At 64.5% G+C, this 17,630-nt stretch carries 14 protein-coding genes; 4 read left to right on the top strand and 10 right to left on the bottom strand.

Annotated elements, in window-relative coordinates; genetic code table 11:
• Positions 1-66: 66 nt before the first annotated feature.
• From AC3WJU_RS14285 to AC3WJU_RS14240, 10 genes are all read right to left on the bottom strand, one after another.
• Entirely contained in the window at positions 67-1,557 is a 1,491-nt protein-coding gene (locus AC3WJU_RS14285) for a bifunctional 3-(3-hydroxy-phenyl)propionate/3-hydroxycinnamic acid hydroxylase (protein WP_492260167.1), read from the bottom strand.
• 33 nt (positions 1,558-1,590) lie between these two features.
• On the bottom strand, positions 1,591-2,607 hold the full coding sequence (locus tag AC3WJU_RS14280; protein ID WP_492260166.1) for a fumarylacetoacetate hydrolase family protein: 1,017 nt from the start codon (positions 2,605-2,607) through the stop codon (positions 1,591-1,593).
• Positions 2,604-4,607 carry an acetoacetate--CoA ligase gene (locus AC3WJU_RS14275; protein ID WP_492260165.1) on the bottom strand — a complete coding sequence of 668 codons (2,004 nt, stop codon included), beginning with the start codon at positions 4,605-4,607 and terminating at the stop codon, positions 2,604-2,606. Before AC3WJU_RS14275 ends, AC3WJU_RS14280 begins: the two co-directional genes overlap by 4 nt.
• Positions 4,604-5,206, bottom strand: a complete 603-nt coding sequence (locus AC3WJU_RS14270) for a cupin domain-containing protein (RefSeq protein ID WP_492260164.1) — start codon at positions 5,204-5,206, stop codon at positions 4,604-4,606. Before AC3WJU_RS14270 ends, AC3WJU_RS14275 begins: the two co-directional genes overlap by 4 nt.
• Complete coding sequence (locus AC3WJU_RS14265; protein ID WP_492260163.1) at positions 5,203-6,225, bottom strand: fumarylacetoacetate hydrolase family protein; 1,023 nt, start codon at positions 6,223-6,225, stop codon at positions 5,203-5,205. Before AC3WJU_RS14265 ends, AC3WJU_RS14270 begins: the two co-directional genes overlap by 4 nt.
• 182 nt (positions 6,226-6,407) lie before the next feature.
• Positions 6,408-7,283: an ABC transporter substrate-binding protein gene (locus AC3WJU_RS14260; RefSeq protein WP_492260162.1), complete on the bottom strand. Its 876-nt coding sequence runs from the start codon at positions 7,281-7,283 to the stop codon at positions 6,408-6,410.
• Positions 7,280-8,491, bottom strand: a complete 1,212-nt coding sequence (locus tag AC3WJU_RS14255) for an acetyl-CoA C-acetyltransferase (RefSeq protein ID WP_492260161.1) — start codon at positions 8,489-8,491, stop codon at positions 7,280-7,282. Before AC3WJU_RS14255 ends, AC3WJU_RS14260 begins: the two co-directional genes overlap by 4 nt.
• Before the next feature lie 12 nt (positions 8,492-8,503).
• Positions 8,504-9,532, bottom strand: a complete 1,029-nt coding sequence (locus AC3WJU_RS14250; RefSeq protein WP_492260160.1) for a VOC family protein — start codon at positions 9,530-9,532, stop codon at positions 8,504-8,506.
• Positions 9,533-9,686: 154 nt separating this feature from the next.
• Positions 9,687-10,628 (bottom strand): LysR substrate-binding domain-containing protein, encoded by a 942-nt coding sequence (locus AC3WJU_RS14245; RefSeq protein WP_492260159.1) that lies wholly within the window; start codon positions 10,626-10,628, stop codon positions 9,687-9,689.
• 2 nt (positions 10,629-10,630) lie between these two features.
• Complete coding sequence (locus AC3WJU_RS14240) at positions 10,631-11,239, bottom strand: TetR/AcrR family transcriptional regulator (RefSeq protein ID WP_492260158.1); 609 nt, start codon at positions 11,237-11,239, stop codon at positions 10,631-10,633.
• Positions 11,240-11,555: 316 nt separating this feature from the next.
• On the opposite strand from AC3WJU_RS14240, the gene AC3WJU_RS14235 reads away from it, so the two are divergent.
• From AC3WJU_RS14235 to AC3WJU_RS14220, 4 genes are all read left to right on the top strand, one after another.
• Positions 11,556-12,764, top strand: coding sequence for an MFS transporter (locus AC3WJU_RS14235; protein ID WP_492260157.1), 1,209 nt, complete (start codon positions 11,556-11,558; stop codon positions 12,762-12,764).
• Positions 12,765-13,747: 983 nt separating this feature from the next.
• A complete protein-coding gene (locus tag AC3WJU_RS14230; protein WP_492260156.1) occupies positions 13,748-15,196 on the top strand; it encodes a PIN domain-containing protein in 1,449 nt (482 codons plus the stop codon).
• Positions 15,169-15,651: an ASCH domain-containing protein gene (locus tag AC3WJU_RS14225; protein ID WP_492260155.1), complete on the top strand. Its 483-nt coding sequence runs from the start codon at positions 15,169-15,171 to the stop codon at positions 15,649-15,651. The genes AC3WJU_RS14230 and AC3WJU_RS14225 overlap by 28 nt, the downstream gene beginning before the upstream one ends.
• A gap of 501 nt (positions 15,652-16,152) precedes the next feature.
• On the top strand, positions 16,153-17,310 hold the full coding sequence (locus tag AC3WJU_RS14220) for a DUF4238 domain-containing protein (protein WP_492260154.1): 1,158 nt from the start codon (positions 16,153-16,155) through the stop codon (positions 17,308-17,310).
• Positions 17,311-17,630 lie beyond the last annotated feature (320 nt).

Here is a 17,630-nt window from a genome sequence, read left to right as displayed (position 1 = left end):
CGCTTTCAGAGGTGGTGATGGGCGCCCGGGAGTTGCCCTGCCGGTACGGACAGGGCCCTTCCCGGGTCAGTGGACGTGGAGGGGCTGCAGGATTCGGAGCACTTGCGCGCAGAGCTCGGAGAGCTCCGCGGCTTTGGAAGTGGTCCCGAGGATGTACCTGTCGGGGCGTACCACCAGCGCGCCGGCGTCGACGCTCTCCAGGAGCTCCTCGTGTCCGGCTTCATCCGGCCCAAGCACATGGACCTCCTGTTGCGTGGAGATGCCGTTCTGCAGGTCCGGGGGGAGTGAGGCCCATAATTCCGGTCGGGTCACGATGAGGAAGCGTTGGCCTACGCGGTCGTCAAATCGCCCTCCGTTTTCGAGCATGGGCTGGATCGCGCAGGTACCGGCTGGAGTGGGCCGCCCAGCATGCAGTCCGCCGCCCAGGACGGGGACCTTTGGGGCGGTGTCTTGGGGGTTGTTGCGGACGTGGGCGTCACGGCCGGCGGCGACGTTGGGGTCGGTGGTTTGCACGATGGCCGACATTCGCGTCGCCTGGTCGATCCAGGCGCGGACGTGCGGGCTGCGGTCGGCTTCGTAGCTGTCGAGCAGCGCCGGGTCGCCGCCGCTCAGAACGGCCGCGAGTTTCCAGGACAGGTCGTTGGCGTCACGGATGCCGGAGCAGAGCCCTTGGCCGTAGAGCGGGGGTGAGAGGTGTGCCGCGTCCCCCGCGAGGAAGATCCGGCCATTTCTCCAGCGGTCGGCGAGGAAGGAACGGAACGTGTAGACGCCTGAGCGTTCGACGTGGAAGTTCTCGGGAGTGAGTAGCCCGCCGGAGAGCTCTCCGAGCTTGTCGGGGTCGGTCAGGTCCTCGTCGTTGTCCGTTTCAAGGACTTTGAACTCCATCCGCCCGTGGCCCCCCGGCATGGCTGCCCAAAGTTTGGGCCGGGAATGGTGTCCGAAGAACACCATGCTGCCCTCTACAGGCGGGGTATCTCCGCAGAGGCCGTCGACTACGAGCCATGGATCGTTGGGGCCGAGGACTGCGAAGGTTGACCCGATGTCGTGGCGGACACGGGACGAGGCCCCGTCGCAGCCCACGAGGTAGCGGCCCGTGTAGGTCCGGGTAGCGCCCCCGGGCTCTGTCACGACGCAGCTTACGGATTCCTCGTCCTGGGCGATGCTGTTTACTTTGTGTCCGGGGAGGAGGCTTACCGAGGGGTAGCTCTCGATCTCGGAGCGCATCAGTCGGTCGAACTCTGGCTGGTTGAACATGTAGTCGTCATGCCAGCCATGGATTCCCAGGGCGCCGGTTGGAATGTCGAGGAGGACTTCGCCAGCCTCGTTTTCCATCCGGTAGTTCAGCATCGGCTCGCAGAGGGCCTCGATGGCGTCGCCGAGCCCGAGGGCCTGGAAGGTGCGGAGGGTCTCGCCGTCGAAGTGGACGGCCCGTGGTTTCGGCCAGACCTCGTGGTCCTTCTCGAATCCGATAGCGGAAATCCCCCGGGATCCGAGGAGGGCGAGGAGGACCTCGCCGACCGGCCCGCCGCCGACGACGAGAACGTCGCAATCAGTCATCTTTTCGCTCCTTTGCGTAGGTGATGAACGGTACTAGTGTGACGCGCTGTCGGCGCGGGTTTCGGGAGCCGCGTGACCGGCGGGGACCGGACCGCGGACCTGGTTGCGTTGGTGTCCCAAACCGGTGATGGTGCTTTCCATGACGTCGCCGTCCTGCAGGAACCGGCCCCAGTGGGAGCCGTTGCCTTGCGGTGATCCGGTAATCACCATGTCTCCCGGCCGCAGCACGACGCGTCCGGAGATGTAGGAGATGAGCCGCGCGATGCCGAACACCATGTCGCCGGTGTTGCCCTGCTGCATGGCCGTGCCGTTGAGGCTGAGCGTGATGTCCAGGTTCTGGGGATCGGGGACGAACCTGGCCGGCACCAGGTAGGGGCCGGTGGGGAAGAAGGTCGGGTGGTTCTTTGACCTCATCCAGTCGGTGCCCATCATCGGGATGTCCGTGCGGGGAACCAGGGACCGCGTGGTGAGGTCGTTGCAGATGGTGTACCCGGCTACGTAGTCCATCGCGTCCTCTTCTGCCACCTGGTAGGCGTCGCGGCCGATAATGACGCCAAGTTCCAGCTCCCAGTCGTGCTCGGACCCCACGGTGGGAAGCCGGACGTCGTCGTTCGCCCCACAGATGGCCGAGGAGGCGCCGACCCAGACGTACGGCTCCCCGGTGCGCGCCCGTTCGTCGATCTCACGCGCGGCTTGTTCGCGCAGTTCGTCCGCTGAGGCGGCTGGGTCCCCGAGCCGATGGGCCACGGTCATCTGGATGACGTGTTCGCGGTAGTTGGCGCCGGCGGCCAGGATCTGCCCGGTGGGCGTGACCGGGGGCAGGATCGTCAGCTCGGACAGGGGGTACGACGGTGTGCGCTCGAGCGTTGCTGGGTCCGCGGTGAATTCGGCGAGGACCTCGATGCTCCGGTCCCAGTCCCTGAGGATTGTGGGCATGTCGACGGCGCCGGGCAGGACGCCCGCGATGTCATGGACTCTGCCGTCGACGACGACGCCGGGAAAGGGAGCCCCGCCGGCGGCGAAGGTGCCCAGTGCGAACGAGGTGGTCATGGTTGGTGCCTTTCGTGGTGCGGCGCGGTGGTCGGGCCCGCATGTGCGGGTGCGTAGCGGGCGTACTGTTGGAGGAGTTCGGCGTCATCGACCGCGCCTAGGTCTGCGACGGAGGACGGCACGGCGCCTTGGATGATCCGTTTGACGGGGACCTCGAGCTTCTTTCCCGTGCGGGTGTGGGGGATGCCCGGGACGGGGATGATGGCGTCGGGGACGTAGCGCGGGGAAAGGTCCCGCCGGATTGCCTCCCTGATGCGAGCGGCCGCTTCGTCGGCGTCTGTCCCGTCCGCGAGGACGACGAACAGGGGCATGTAGTAATCCGATCCCAGTTCGGCGCCGACGACGAGCGCCTCCCGGACTTCGGGCAGCTGCTCGACGATCCGGTAGAGGTCCGCGGATCCCAGCCGGATTCCGTTGCGGTTGAGGGTGGAGTCGGACCGTCCGTGGATCACCGAACTGCCGTCGGAGTCGATCTCGATGAAGTCCCCGTGCCGCCATACTCCCGGGTAGGTGTCGAAGTAGGCCTCGCGGTACCGGCGTCCATCAGGGTCGTTCCAGAAGAAGAGCGGCATCGAGGGCATGGGGTCGACGACGACCAGCTCGCCCTTGGCGCCGAAGAGCCGGCCGCCGGCTTCGTCCCACGCCTGGACGTTCACGCCCAGGGCGGGTGCCTGGAGACGGCCGACCCGCACCGGCAGGGTCGGAACCCCGCAGACAAAGACCGAGGCGATGTCCGTGCCGCCGCTCATGGAGGCCAGCCAGACGTCGCCGACGCTCCCGTAGACCCAGCGGAACCCGTCCTCGGGCAGCGGGGAACCGGTGACGTGCACGGCGCGGAGTGCCGTCAGGTCGAAGTCACGGCGTGGTTCCAGGCCCGCCTTGAGGCAGGCATGGATGTACCCTGCACCGGTCCCGAGCACGGTGACGCGCTCCTGTGCGCTCAGCCGCCAGAGGTGTTCCAGGTCCGGGTGGGTCGGGTTGCCGTCCAGCAGCACTGCGGTGGCACCGCAGCCAAGGGCCGAGACCAATCCGTTCCAGACGACCCAGCTGGTGGAAGCCACGCTGAGAAAGCGGTCGCCGGGGCGGAGGTCGGAGTGGATCGAGAGCATTTTCAGCTCCTCGAGGAGCGCTCCGCCGTGCCCGTGGACGATTCCTTTCGGTACGCCAGTGGTTCCGGAGGAGAAGAGCACCCACAGGGGGTGGTCGAACGGCAGCGTGCTGTACCGGGGCTCGGCCGGTGTGGCGGCCAGGTCCTCCCATTTGTCGCTGGGGATACTCAGGACCGGGGGCGCGGCGTCGGTGTGCCGGTCTACCCAGACGACGCGTTCCAGGGTGGGTAGCTGCTCTACCACGGTGGCGAGATCGGCGGTCCGGTCCCGGTCGCGTCCGCCGAGCCGGTATCCAGGTGCGGCGATCAGGACGCGCGGGTCGAGCTGGCCGAACCGCGAGGCGATGGCGCCGGTTCCGAACTCGGGGGAGCAGATGGTCCAGACGGCGCCGACGCTGGCGCAGGCCAGGAACGCGGCGACGGCTTCAGGGACGTTGGGCAGCACGGCGGCGACGCGGTCCCCGGGCCGGATTCCCATGCCGCGCAAGGCGGCGGCGACGGTGGCGACGAGTTGCCGCAGGCGCTCCCAGGAGATCTCTTCGCGCTGCCCGTCCTCGGCGAGAGCGATCAGCGCCGTGCCGTTCCTGCCTTCGAGCAGATGTTGGGCGAAGTTTACGGTCCGCCCCGGGAACCAGGCGGTGCCCGGCATGGGTCGGCCGTCGGTGGTGGGGCCGGGGGTTCCGCCAAGCTCCACGCCCATAAACTCCCTGAACAGCGGCCAAAAGGCGGCCGGGTCCGCCACGGACCAGCTCCAGAGCTCGTGGTAGTCCGATGCGGTGATTCCGCGGCCCTGCAGCCACTCGGTGAAGCGGGCCACGTTGGACTGCGCCGCGTCCTCTTGAGAGGGGTGCCAGATGACTTCGCCTGACCGGGCGTCGGGTGTGACGATCACGGTCTGGCCGCTTCGGTGCGGGCGGTTCCGAGCTGTGCGGGCGTGGCCGGTTCGGTGCCGAGCAGGGCGAACAACATGCGGCAGTTCCGGCCGGAGCGGTTGGACCAGGCGTGGTTTGTGGCGCGCTGGATGACGACGTCGCCGGCCTTCAGGAGCGTCTCGCCCTCGTCGAGCATCAGGACGATCTCGCCGTCGAGGACGACGGCGTAGTCCAGCGAGTCCGTGCGGTGGAACCAGAAGTGCCGGGGTTTCTGGCCGTCAGAGGGTTTCTGCCGTGCTTCCTCGCCGTCGATTTCGTCGAAGACGACAGAAGCGGCCTTGGCCGGGTAGGTCTCGTCGGGTGGGAAGTCGGCGACGCGCAGGATGGTGCCGCCGGCGGGTGGGAACGTCGGGATGTCGGCATCGGCCGACGCGGCGTCCCGGGGCGTCGCGTGGTCGATGGGGCCGGCGGGTGTCGCCCAGGCGACGCTGGCCCCGAAGCCCGGGACGGTGTCCGAGGACCAGGAGTGCGGTGCGTCGGAATCGAGGTCGATGATGGACCGCCCGTGGGCGTCGTGCCCGGTAACGATCCTTCGCAGCGGGGCTCGTTCGGTGGTCATGACAGGCTCGCTTCCTTGGCGAAGGGGTAGGGGCGGGCGGTCGGCCACCACGGGTAGGCCTCTCGTTCGGCGGAAAGGGTGTTGCGCAACGTACCGACGCCCTCCAGTTCCATGTCGATGGTGTCGCCTGGCTCGAGCTTCCTGCCGAGTTCCAGCGCCGATCCAAACCCCATGGTTCCGGAGCCGATGATGTCGCCTGGCTGCAGGCGGTCCGCGATGGAAACGTAGGCGACCAGTTCCTCGGGCGAGTACAGCATGTCGGTGGCCTCGCAGGAAGTCCATTGCTGCCCGTTGACGCTAACGGTGGCCTTCAGCCCGTCGACCGAGGCGATCTCGTCGATGGTGGTGATCCATGGACCGATCCCGTAGGCGAAGTCCTTGCATTTTTGTGGACCCATGCCGATGGCCATTTCGCTGCCCTGGATGTCCCGTGCGCTGAAGTCGTTGAAGATGGTGATCCCGAAGACGTGGTCGAACGAGGTCCCGGGGGTCAGGTTACGGCCGGGGGTTCCGATCACGTAGCCGATCTCCACTTCGTAGTCGAGGGCGTCGCTGAAGGAGGGGTAGGGGATCTCTTCGCCGTGGCCGTAGACGGTTGCGGTTGAGCCCTTGAAGTATCCGGGGATTTTGTAGATGTTCGGGTTGGGCAGGCTCTTGGTGACCGTTTCGGCGAAGTTGACGATGTGCTGGTTGAAGGTCAGTCCGTCCCGGATGACCGGCGGGTCGACGGCGGCGCGCCACTGGGCCTCTGCCATGGGAAGGGAGGCGTCGTCGGCTGCGTCGAGGGCCTGCGCTGCGGCTTCCAGGAAGAAGGGGCCCGCGCCGATGGCGGCGGACATGCTGGGCGGGAAGATTTCCCTGGCCAGGCGGCGGGCGGAAGCCTGGGAGGCTCCACGTCGCTGTTGTGCCACGGAGAAGGCCGTGGCGAGGTCAACCACGCGTCCTTCCTCGGGAAGCGCGGCGACGATCCGCAGCTCCTCGCCATCAGGTGTGGTTCGGGCGATTCTGCCAAGTTTCACGGGGTTCCTCTTCTTTGTTCTGTTGGCCGGGGCCGGGGGGCCGGCGCCGGGCGTCTGAGCCGGTGGTTCTAGGGGCGGGGGATCGCGCCACGAGAATAATCATTGAATACGAAACGTACTGTTTTGGATATGGGATGGCAAGGCTTTTACAAACGGGCGAGAGGCCCGGGGTGGTGTCGAGGTCAAGCCCTACAGCGGCCCGGCGGCTTCGCCGACACTTTCTCGAGCGGGACAGGTTCCCAGAGGGAATCGATCCCCGCGAAGGAAGCCGGTAGCGTGCCGAGTTCCGCCCGCAGGCGGACGATCGTTCGGAGGCCCGCTTTAGAGGGAATGAGGCTGGTCGCCCGAGAGTCCCAGGCCGTGAGACTGGAGCGTTCGCCAAAGCCGGCCCCGCGCAGGACATCCGCCCCTTGGTCCGTTGAGGCGCCCTCGGCCCAGACAACGGAGCGGTTCAGTGCCGTCAGATAGGGGTCCAGTAGCGGACGAAGCTCCGGGATCCGCGCCCGGCGCACCACCAGTCCCTGGCCCGGGTAGTCGGGATAGCGGTCGTTGAGGTCCAGGATTCTGACGAATCCGGCGTCTTCGGCCATCTCGTCCAGCGGTGGCCCGAGCAGGGTTGCATCCACCGTATCGTCGACGAGCGCCGTGAACCGTTCGCGTACGCCTCCGACCTCGACATAGTCGACGTCGACGTCCTGGAGCGCGTGCCTGGCGACGATCGAGAATCCGTTATGGGGTGCGTCGACGGCGAACCGGGCGCCCGTCAGGTCGCCGGGCCGGCGTATCCCTGGACGGACATAGAGCCCCAGCGGGGTCGTCTGTTCCAGCTGTGCCACGAGCGCGAAGTCGCCGCCCTGCTCGTTCCAGATCAGGAGGTTGTCCATGGCTGTTACGGCGAGGTCCCTCTCCCCGCTCAGCAGCTCCTCGCGTTGCTGGTCGCTGGAGCGCGTCGCCGACGTTTCCAGTTGAATGCCTGCCTCTGCGAAGAATCCTAGATGCGATGCGATGGCCTGCAGAGTGGGCGGGACGAACTGGGTTTGCCTCAGGGTGGATGTCATAGCCGTTCCACCACCATGGCCATGCCCTGTCCGCCGCCCACGCATAGTGTGGCCAGGCCGAGGGTTCCGTCGCGGTGCCGCAGTCCGTTGATGAGGGTGGCCAACATGCGTACACCCGTGGCACCAAAGGGATGCCCCAGGGCGATTGCCCCGCCGTGGGGATTCACTCTGTCTATATCGGCGCCGAGTTGGCGGATGGAGGGCACAACCTGGGCTGCAAAGGCCTCGTTCAGCTCAATGACGTCAACGTCCCCGATCCCCAGACCGGCGCGTTGGAGGGCGATGCGGCTGGCGTCGACGGGGCCAAGTCCCATGATCTCCGGCGAAAGCGCCGACACGGCTGTGGAGACGATGCGGGCCTCGGGCCGCAGGCCCAGGGCCCGTGCCTTGGCCGCGCTCGTGATCACGGCGGCAGAAGCGCCGTCGTTCAGCGGGCTGGCGTTGCCCGCCGTCACTGTGCCACCGGGGTGGAATGCAGGCACGAGTCCCGCGAGGATCCCGGCCGTGGTGGCCGGGCGAGGGCAATCGTCCGCGGATACGGTCGTGCCGTCGGGCAGGGTCGCCGGGGCGATTTCCCGGGAGAAGAAGCCGGTGGCCGCGGCGTCCGCTGCGCGTTGTTGGGAGAGCAGCGCGTAGTCATCCTGATCCCGGCGGGTGGTGCCCGTGGTCCGGGCAACGAACTCGGCGGTCCATCCCATCGAGATGTAGGCGTCCGGCAGCACGCTGCGCTGGCGCGGGTCGGTCCATGCCAGGTCCTGGTCGAAGACGCGCCGTGCGATGTCCCGGGGTGCGTTGAAGGCCGGGTGGCGGGCCTCGCGGTGGTGTGCGGCGTCGTAGCGCGAGACGCACTCGACGCCGCCGACGAGGAAAGCGTCGCCCTCACCTGCCCGGATGGCGTGGAACGCCATCCGGGCAGCCTGCAACGACGAGGCGCAGAAACGATTGACGGTCGTGCCCGGCAGGCCATCGAGTCCGGCCATGATGGCAACCCGGCGGGCAATGTTCTGCCCGTGCTCACCCTCCGGCGCGGCGCAGCCAAGGCTGAAGTCCACCAAGTCGGCGGGGGCCAGTTCCGGCACCCGGTCCAAGACGGCCCGGACCGTGCCCAGGACCAGGTCTTCGGGCCGTACGTCCTTTAGTGACCCTTTGGCCGCCCGGCCGATAGGGCTCCTGAGTGCCGAGACGATTACCGCGTCATTCAACTGCATTCCGCCATCTCCCTAGGCCTGGAACGCGGGGGACTTTATGGCAGCCGCCTTGATCAGCTCGGCCTCGCTGCCAGGCACCAGGCCCTGTTCGGTGGCGGTGGGAGCAGCGGCCAGGGGGAATGCCTCCAGCATGGACTGCGGAAGTTCCCGGTTCCGGTACTGGTCGTTAGCACCCAGTTCGGGGGTCCACCGGTTCGGCTGCCAGTCCGGGACGTAGTTGCGGTAGCCGCCCGTATTGACCTCGATGCGCAATCCGCTGGCCTCGCGGAAGTACAAGTAGTCCTGCTCGCCGATGCCATGAACGCCGGGGCCGAATTCCATCGGTGTCCCGTTCTCGATGAGCAGGTCCGCTGCGCGGGCCAGTTCGGCCTGTGTGTCGAGCCAGAACGCGTAGTGGTGGATACGCCCCGGACGGTCTGAGGCATCGAGCAGAATCCCCAGGTCGTGGGACTTCTCGTTCGTGGTCAGAACCCCAAAGAAAGTCACCTCAGGGTTCTCAAAGTCCGCGAACGCCATGATCCGGAACCCCAGGACCTCGTTGTACCAATTCGCGAAGCCCTTCACATCGGACGCCGCGATGGTGACGTGGTCAAGTTGACGGGGCGCGATGCCCCGGTCGCTGCGCTTGGACGGACGATCAGGGTAGGTTGAGGCGAGTTCGCCGTGCGCCTTGTACAGCTCGACGTCCCAGAACAGCTGCATTGTGTGGCCATAGGGGCCGGTAAAGAGGTACGAGCGGCCGATGCCCTCGCCGGCGTCTTTCCATGCGCCCGCGTACTCGGTGGCATCGATCCGGCGCGCGGCCTCGTCGAGGGCCTCCGCGCTGCTCGTGCGCCAGGCCATGGAGACCATGCCCGGCTCGTCGCCCTGAACCAGCACGACACTGTAGGCGTAGTAGTCACCCCAGCAGCGTAGAAAGACCTTCTCGTCGGTCCGTTCGACGACCCGAAGGCCGACCTGTTCCTCGTAGTAGCGAATCGACTCTTCGAGGTCGGTGGCGTAGATCTCGATGTGGGACAGGTGGGAAAGGAGCTTGATCATCATTGATCCTTTTCGTGGAAGTGCGGATGGTTTGTGGCCGGCACTATCCACTGTGTGTCATCACACACATATTGGGAAGACGATATTTGCTATGCCTACGTATCGTCATACCTGATACCCAACGAGGTCCAGACGCAAGGGCGCCGCGGGAGAACTAGGCGCGGTCCGGCGGTAGAAGAGGGGCGCAGGCGGACGCCAACTGCTCCCGAAGCCAGCGGTGCGCGGGGTCGTATTCCCTGTCGCGGTGCCACCAGAACGCCTCTGAAATGGGGGACAGCAGGATGGGAGGCGGCACGATGCGCAGGCCAGTCGAGGCGCGGACAGCGTCTTCTGCCAAGCGCTTGGGTAGCAGGGCTATCCGGTTGGATCCATCGACCAGGGACGGGATGACGAAGAAGTGCGGAGTGATGGTGCTGACCAGGGGGTGCAGTCCGGCGATCTGCAGCTGGCGGGCGGCCGGAGTGAGGGCGCCGGGCCCCCAGATGGTGGTGATCCAGGGCGAGGAGAGCAGCTCGTCAGCCGTTGGGATCTCGCTGAGGGCGGGATTGTCGACGGCAACGAGACAGGCCCAGTCGTCGACCAGGACATCCAGATGCGGCTGTTGAGTGAGATACCCGTGGGGAAGGAACATTCCGTCGACGTCCCGCAGCGAGTCGGGCGCTTCGTCGACATGGGACGTAAGGATTTGGTCGAATCTTAGTCGGATCCCGGGCGCAGTTCCGGCCAACCGGGCCAGGAGCCGCCTGCCAACCTGCGACGTGGCGTAGTCCGTGGCGAGGATACGGAACTCGCGCGTGCTTTCCGCCGGCCTGAACTCCAACTGCGCACTTGCGATTCGTTCGACCCCGTGCAGAGCGGCGGGCAGTTCGTCCCTGAGGCGAGTGGCCAGGGCGCTCAGGAGGTACGCATTGCCTTCGCGCACCAGGAGGGGATCATCGAAGTGTCGCCGGAGCTTGGCGAGGAAGCCCGAAGCCGTTGGTTGGCTGACCCTGAGCCGGGCTGCGGCGGAACTGACGTTCCGTTCCTCCAGCAGGACTGCCAGCGGGATCAGGAGATTGAGGTCCAGCTGGATGCTGGGTCGCGCAGGCGATCCCACCGCTAGCCGCCCGACCCCTGGGCCACCGGCGCCGATGACGGTGCGAGGCCGCGCATTGCACCGTTGAAGACCTGCTCGGCGAAGTCGTCGTCGAGCGGTCCGGTGCCGAGCAGCAGGCGGTGATAAATCGGTGAGTAAAGCAGCGCCGCGGCGACATCGGGTTCGATGTCGCCGCGGATGACGCCACCGTCCATGCCGCGCAGAATGATTGCCCGGACCACCTGGTTTCGACCTGACCAGAAGCGCTCCCGGAAAGCGTTCAACGCCTCGTCGTCGTATTGCCCTGCCGCAACCAACTGGGCCACGATCCGGCCGACGGGCCCGGCGTACTGCCGCACCACCGTTCGCACGTGGCTGCGGAGGGCAGCGACGGCGTTCAGGTCGTCTCCGGGAGCCGTATGGGAGATGTGGTCTTCGATGAAGGCATCGAGGACCACCGCACTCTTGCTCGGCCACCAGCGGTAGATGGTTGCCTTGCTGACCCCCGCCCTCGACGCGATGGCCTCCATGGTCAGCTGTTCGAGCGTCAGGCCCTCGCCGTCGCGCGCTCCAAGCAGATGCAGGGCAGCTGCGAGGATCGATTGTCGACTGGTTTCACTTCGGGTGACCATGGCGCCATATTAGCCGAAAGTCCACCAATGCGAAACGGGGCGTTTCGCATCAATGAGCTATGTGCCGATGAGCGCCGGCCCTTTTTAGCTGCAGCATTATGCCGATACAGCCTATCGGAGCAGCAAATACCGCTGACAAGGAGCCCTCGGGAAAACGCGGCCGGGACGCGGGATTCGGCATCCGGGTCGGGTGCGTATCGCTCGGGGGCATAGGAGGCATCGGGAGGATTTATTTCCGCTGACTCCTCATTGCCACCCATAGTGAGGCTCATCACACCCACCAATGGCGGTGGGTCCGACGCCTTGAAGGGAAACCATGGAAAACGTTACTACGGGGGCACCGCTCACAGCGGCACAGACGCACCAACGGCAGGCCGGGCGGATACATGCGGTCCTGCTTCTGGCAGGCAGCTGCATGCCCGTGCTGGGCGCCGTCCTTTTGGCCCCAGTCCTGCCGTCCATGACCGCGGCGTTCGCAACTACCCCCGGCGCCGAGATCCTGGTACCGGTCGTCCTGACCGTGCCTGCGCTCATGGTCGCCGTCCTTGCACCGTTCGCCGGCGCCGTCGCGGACCGGTTGGGCCGCAAGAACCTGCTGCTTGCCGCCCTGGTGCTCTACTCAATCTTCGGAACTGCGCCGCTGTGGCTGGATTCCCTGACATCGATCGTGGCTTCCCGGATCGGGGTGGGTGTGGCTGAGGCGGCGATCATGACGGTCTGCACTACCCTGATCACCGACTACTACTCAGGCAAGCAACGAGACAAGTACCTGGGCATGCAGGTGCTTGTCGCCACACTGGCCGCCACAGCGTTCTTCGCCGTCGGCGGCGCCCTCGGCAGCCAAGGGTGGCGGACTCCGTTCTGGCTCTACGCCATCGCCGTGGTCATCGCCGTCCCCATGGCGTACTTCTTCTGGGAGCCCACCACACGGACCGCCGAGCAGAGGCGCGCACCCGTGCCATGGCGTCAAATCGCCATGCCGTCCCTCGTGACGCTGTTCGGCGGGATCATCTTCTACGCCCTGGTCGTCCAGCTGCCCTACGTGCTCACAGGCCTCGGGGTCACCAACGTCAGTCTGATCGGAGCCGGAACGGCACTGGCCTCATTGGCAACCGCCGCCGGGGCGTTCTCCTTCCGCAGCACCGCGAAGCACGGGCCGAACCGGTTGCTGCCCGTCGCGTTCAGCCTGGCCGGCATCGGCCTGCTGGCCGTATGGTTCGGCGGCACCGTCCCAACGGTGCTGGCCGGCGCCGTCGTAACCAGCGCCGGGACCGGGCTGATGCTGCCCACGCTGCTGACCTGGGCGGTCTCCGGACTCCGCCTCGAACAACGAGGCCGGGGTACCGGAATCTGGACCGGATCACTCTACATCGGCCAGTTCGTCTCCCCGATCATCCTCGGCGTCACAGCCGCCGCCTTCGGCGGCCTGACCATCGCGTTGGGAATCCTCGGGATCCTGTCCCTCATGGCCGCCGCAGTCCTCGCCCTGACCCGCCCCCAGAGGGCACGCGTACCCGTGGAGTAAGGCACCATCCCACTGCGATCACCACATGTTCAGTAACTGCCGAGTTCCGACCCCGCGATGGAAAGGAGAAGAGATGCCTCCCGTTCTCGAGGCTACCTAGCGGACCTTCCGGTCCTGGGCAGCGGTGCCGTTGCCACCCTGGACGCAGCCGGAGTGCTGATTTAGCAGGGATCTTTTCTCCTCGTTTATGAGCGAAAAACATACCCCTCACATAGACCCCCGGGTCCCTGCCCTTAACCATGGAGATGATGATGAGCTCGTATACCAGGCTTATCTGGTGTCGACACGGTCGCCGGGGACGTCCTCGAACCGAGTGATCAGCGGCCGTCGCCCTCGGAGTCTGGGTGCTCATGAACGGTCTTGGGACCGCCTGCCATGCAGCGCGCAGTTCTCGATGACGAACGTCGCGCTCGGCTGGGTGCGGCTGAGGGACTTCGAGCGCGTTCACCTGTTCGACCTCGCCCGGCGCGGTGCCGCGACAGCTCCTCCCGCGGAGCGGAACGAGCCTTCTACGGTGCGCTCTTCGCTCCGACGCCTCGTCGAGAGCAGGTCATCCGGCGGTACGGGGGCGTGTTGGACAGCTTTGATGACCGTAGCGTTGTCGACGACTTCAGTCGGCACCTTGGTCCTCGTCTTATCAGGCTGCTCAGTGAGTATCTGATGCGTAGCTCACTTTGAATATCCAGTGGCAGGGTCTTGTGCGGAAGGCAGGCCGGATCGCGGTTGCGTTCGAGTCCTCGGGGGTCATGGCTTCGGAGGCTGCTTTGGCCTGTTCACAGGTCTTGTCTTCGGCGCTAACGCGGCCCATCTGGCCGTCGGCGGCTTCTAGAGTCACTTTCTGCCCCGCCGCCGTGGCAAAGGGCCACCGTGAGCTCAGGTCGGTAGCGTAGGCGGCAGGGACAACGCGGATGGTATGCCGCATTCGAGAGCTTGGGGAGAAAATGGGAAGCCGCACGAGGTATATGGGGGACCTGCGAGTCCTGATGGACACAAATATTGTTCTCGCCATCGAGGGTGATGAGGATGCAGATCACGTCAACCACCAGTCGGCGTCGAAGGTTTATCGCCTTGTTCTGGACGCCGGCGGCCAGATCTCCATCGTGGAGAATCAATTTGACGACATCTCGCGGATTCGGGATCGCCAGCTAAGGGACCGCCGGCGCCGTCAGTTGGAGAAGTATCCGCGGTTGGCACGTGTTGAACTCACCACAGGGTTCCTGAATGAGGCACGTTATGCACCGGATCTGGGGGCCCGCACTAACGACGGTGTGGACGCCGCGCTGCTTCTTACACTGCAACGCAATGCCGCCACCTGGCTGATAACTGAGGACCGGAAGCTCCACGCGCATGCCCGTCATGCTGGACTTCAAGAGCGCGTGATGATGCTCGATGACGCCCAAGGGGTGTTGACGGCACTATCGGGGCAGCTGCCAGCTCATTATTCGGTCGATGACGTCCAGCCTCACACCATAGATCCGGTCCAACCGTTCTTTGATTCACTTCGAGCTGATTATGTGGACTTTTCCGGCTGGTGGGACAAGGTCGTTGCCGAAAGACGGACCAGTCTGGTCATAGGGGGCGGCAGGGACATCCGTGGCCTGGCGGTCCTCGATCGTCAGAAACCGGAAGTGTCCGGATTGGCCGGGAACAGCGTGAAGATCTGTACATTCAAGATTGCCGAAGCCAACCAGGGTAAGAAATTGGGAGAGACACTGCTGGAAGCAGTCATAGCCCGCATCCGGTCGATGCGGGCTGACACCTGCTTCATCGAGGCTTCCTTGGACAAAGAGCCCTTGCTCGCGATGCTGAGGGAATTCGGCTTCTTCGATTTGGGCCCTAAACCGGGGGCGTCCGGCCAAATTGTGCTTGGCAAGATCCTGGAGCCCAGCGTTGACCAAGAGCCGCCTGAGCACCCCCTTGAGTACAACAAGCGCTACGGCCCTGGAAAGCGACGTGTGAACAGGGCTTTCCTCGTCCCTATCATTCCGGTATTCCACAGCATGCTCTTCCCTGCGTCCGAACCACAGCAGTCGTTCTTCGATTCGACCTATGGAAACGCGATCCGTAAGGTATACATCTGCCACTCAGGTATAAAAGCGTTGGAGCCGGGCGACACTCTGTTCTTCCTCCGGACGCACGAAAGGCGGGCTGTGCATGCTGTCGGCGTCGTTGAGGAAACACGACGCACCAGCGTCCTGGCCGACGTGCTGAGTTTCGCCGGAGCACGCACTGTATACCGTGCCGAGGAACTCCAGAAGATGTGCGAAAAGGAGGTGTTGGCGGTCAAATTCAGGCTGGACCAAGTCCTGGACGCTCCGGTGACCCGTGAGAAGCTCAAAATGCTGGGAGTCATGGAAGAGTCCCCGCAGTCCATCGCCCAAATCAAATCAGAGGAAGGAATTCAGTGGGCCAGAACGCTCCAGGGAGGGTAGCCCTGATGTCTATCAGACCGGAGTTTGCTGACGCGATTCTTTCTGGCGAGAAAGTTGTTGAGTTCCGCAAGCGGCCCGTCGCCGATGATGTCAGCCACGTTCTGATCTATGCCACGATGCCTGTTGGCTCACTTCTTGGGTGGTTTTCTGTCCGCGGGCAGAAGACCATGTCCCCGAAGAGGCTTTGGTCCACATTCCGTGCAGTTGGTGGGATCTCAAAGAGCAGGTTCTTTGACTACTACGACCAGCGGGAGCACGGAACAGGGATCCTGGTCGAGACCGCCGGCCGATTCCTTGAACCGGTCCCCCTGTCTGAACTGGGCACGACCCTTCGTCCCCCACAGAGCTTCCAGTATCTGACCGCAGCGCAGTCAGACATATTCTTCAAGATGGTGCAGACCCAGCCGAAGGTTGAGTCGGACTCCGAGCTGCTTCCGCTGGCTCGTGTTGGCTGATGCTCCCGGCGAAGCGTGAACGCCCAACACCATGAGCAGCATGGGCTCGGGGCATGAGAAGAATGCGTCGGCACTGGTTGGGCACTGCACCGATGGTGCCGCCTTGATGTTCCTTACCAAGAACGAGCTGTGGGCGGTTCGGCGGCGTTCATGAACGATACGAACGAACTACTGTGTGGCAGCATCAGCTTCGACAGCATTTTGAGGATCAGCGGGCAGCGCTGCCGACGGACGTCATCGAGGGGTTGGAAAGTTACATTCCCGAAGTAAGGGGGAGATCGCGGCATTCATTTGTGCTTTCCGCCTCATCTGACGGCGACAGCATAAGCATGTGGCGCTACCACGGCCGCCATCAAGTCAGCCTTGCAGTCGGGCTCGACCGAAACGAGCCTCTGGTTCCGCAATGGGGAGTCGCGGTTCCGTAGTTTTTCGCAGGTTAAGGAATGACGCGTGGCCAGACACAGTTCCGCCAGTGCTGTCCTCTTTGGATACGCTCCTGAGATGGGATCGGAACTTACGTATGACCTATGGGCTACGGCAGCTGCGCGGGCTGCTGCAATGACAGCGGCTGGGCAGGAGCCAAGACGCCATCATCTCGTCCCCCGGTTCTACATCGATCGCTGGGCTGTCGACGGGCGAGTAAGAGTCGTTGACCTACTGCGCCGGCGGAACGCCTACGAACTCTCTCCGGCTCAGGCCGCGTTGGAGACTGACTTCTATCGACTCGATGAGCCGGACGATGAGACCTCTCCGGTCTATTGGGAAGCGTGGCTTTCGGAGGTCGAGAGGAAGGCCGCGGCATCGATCGCACGCATCGATGCTGCCGGCCCGGGGGCGATGGACGACGAAGCACATCAATGGCTATGTCTCTTTCTGGCTGTGCAGATGACGCGCAGCCGCTCTGCGCGTCTGCGGCGGCGTGCAATGATTGCCGAGCAGATGGCCCGAGTCTTGGAGATCGGCGGACCTGAAGATCTCGCGCGCGAATTGTCCGGCGCTGACCGGTCGTTCGGTTCCGATGACCTCGAAGCGCTTGTTGCAGATGTCGAACGTTTCCGCGCCGATCCGTCGCAACTGCCACTCCCAAGGAAAGAAGACCTGGAGTCGTCAGCAAAAACAGCGACACATATCGCCGGCATCCTCATGACACGCCATGTAACCCTTTATGGGACTCGAAGGGCGCTAATTACTTGTGATGAGCCTGTCGTCGAGCTACATGAGTACATGGCCAATCCCGCGATAGGGGGTGGGGTGTGGGGCGCTCCGATTCTGGCCTTCCCTTTGGGTCCCTATTCTGTGCTTGCTTTGTACCGACGTGATCTGGAGCCTCCCTTGGAGCCTGGCTCGATGCTAGCGACGAGCGAAGCGATCGACCTAAACAGTTCGATCCTCGCGAATGCGCATAGCTTCGCGATCGCTAGCGCGGGAGACAGCATTGCGGAGAGGCTGTACCTTCCCTCGCAGCCGGTCAGCATCCGGTCTCAGCTGATCGACTTACCCAATTCGGACGAATCCCTATTACGGTTCTGGACGCCGCGAAGATGGGAGGGCCAGCACGATGCACCCGTCCGTGTGGTCAATCGATGGTGGTCCGGGCACATACCCGCAGCTCCTCGTCCGACTCCTGAGGAACAGAAGATCATTGACGGTTGGGGTTAGTGGAAGTAGGGAAATACATCGCGCGGATGCGTTCGACCCAAAACCATTTCCAGCAACCGAAGTACCAAGACTGGAAAGAGCCATGGCCAAGGCCGCTCTGAGACAAGAACTGCGCGTACTTGGCCAGCTGAATAACAAGCCATCTCGGGTGAGACAGACAAAACCGAGAAAAATGTAGGGAACTGTCTCCATGCCTGCGTGTCGTAACTGTCAGTGGTATTTATGGGCATCAGGCCAGTCTTGCAAGTCACCCCAAGCGGCCCAGGTGGTGAGCGGAGCCAGCCGGTTCAGGTGGGCAGAACGGCTTGTCGCCGTTGCTG

It is taken from the genome of Arthrobacter sp. FW306-1B-F12A (assembly GCF_058781865.1).
Note: the sequence above shows the minus strand (reverse complement) of the source record. Positions and strands in the feature narration are given on the sequence as shown.

Coding starts and splice junctions, on each gene's coding strand:
- AC3WJU_RS14270 (WP_492260164.1), bottom strand. CDS start 5,206: ATGACCACCGAACGAGCCCCGCTGCGAAGGATCGTTACCGGGCACGAC.
- AC3WJU_RS14230 (WP_492260156.1), top strand. CDS start 13,748: ATGGACACAAATATTGTTCTCGCCATCGAGGGTGATGAGGATGCAGAT.
- AC3WJU_RS14255 (WP_492260161.1), bottom strand. CDS start 8,491: ATGCAGTTGAATGACGCGGTAATCGTCTCGGCACTCAGGAGCCCTATC.
- AC3WJU_RS14280 (WP_492260166.1), bottom strand. CDS start 2,607: ATGACCACCTCGTTCGCACTGGGCACCTTCGCCGCCGGCGGGGCTCCC.
- AC3WJU_RS14260 (WP_492260162.1), bottom strand. CDS start 7,283: ATGACATCCACCCTGAGGCAAACCCAGTTCGTCCCGCCCACTCTGCAG.
- AC3WJU_RS14285 (WP_492260167.1), bottom strand. CDS start 1,557: ATGACTGATTGCGACGTTCTCGTCGTCGGCGGCGGGCCGGTCGGCGAG.
- AC3WJU_RS14220 (WP_492260154.1), top strand. CDS start 16,153: ATGGGATCGGAACTTACGTATGACCTATGGGCTACGGCAGCTGCGCGG.
- AC3WJU_RS14250 (WP_492260160.1), bottom strand. CDS start 9,532: ATGATCAAGCTCCTTTCCCACCTGTCCCACATCGAGATCTACGCCACC.
- AC3WJU_RS14235 (WP_492260157.1), top strand. CDS start 11,556: ATGGAAAACGTTACTACGGGGGCACCGCTCACAGCGGCACAGACGCAC.
- AC3WJU_RS14240 (WP_492260158.1), bottom strand. CDS start 11,239: ATGGTCACCCGAAGTGAAACCAGTCGACAATCGATCCTCGCAGCTGCC.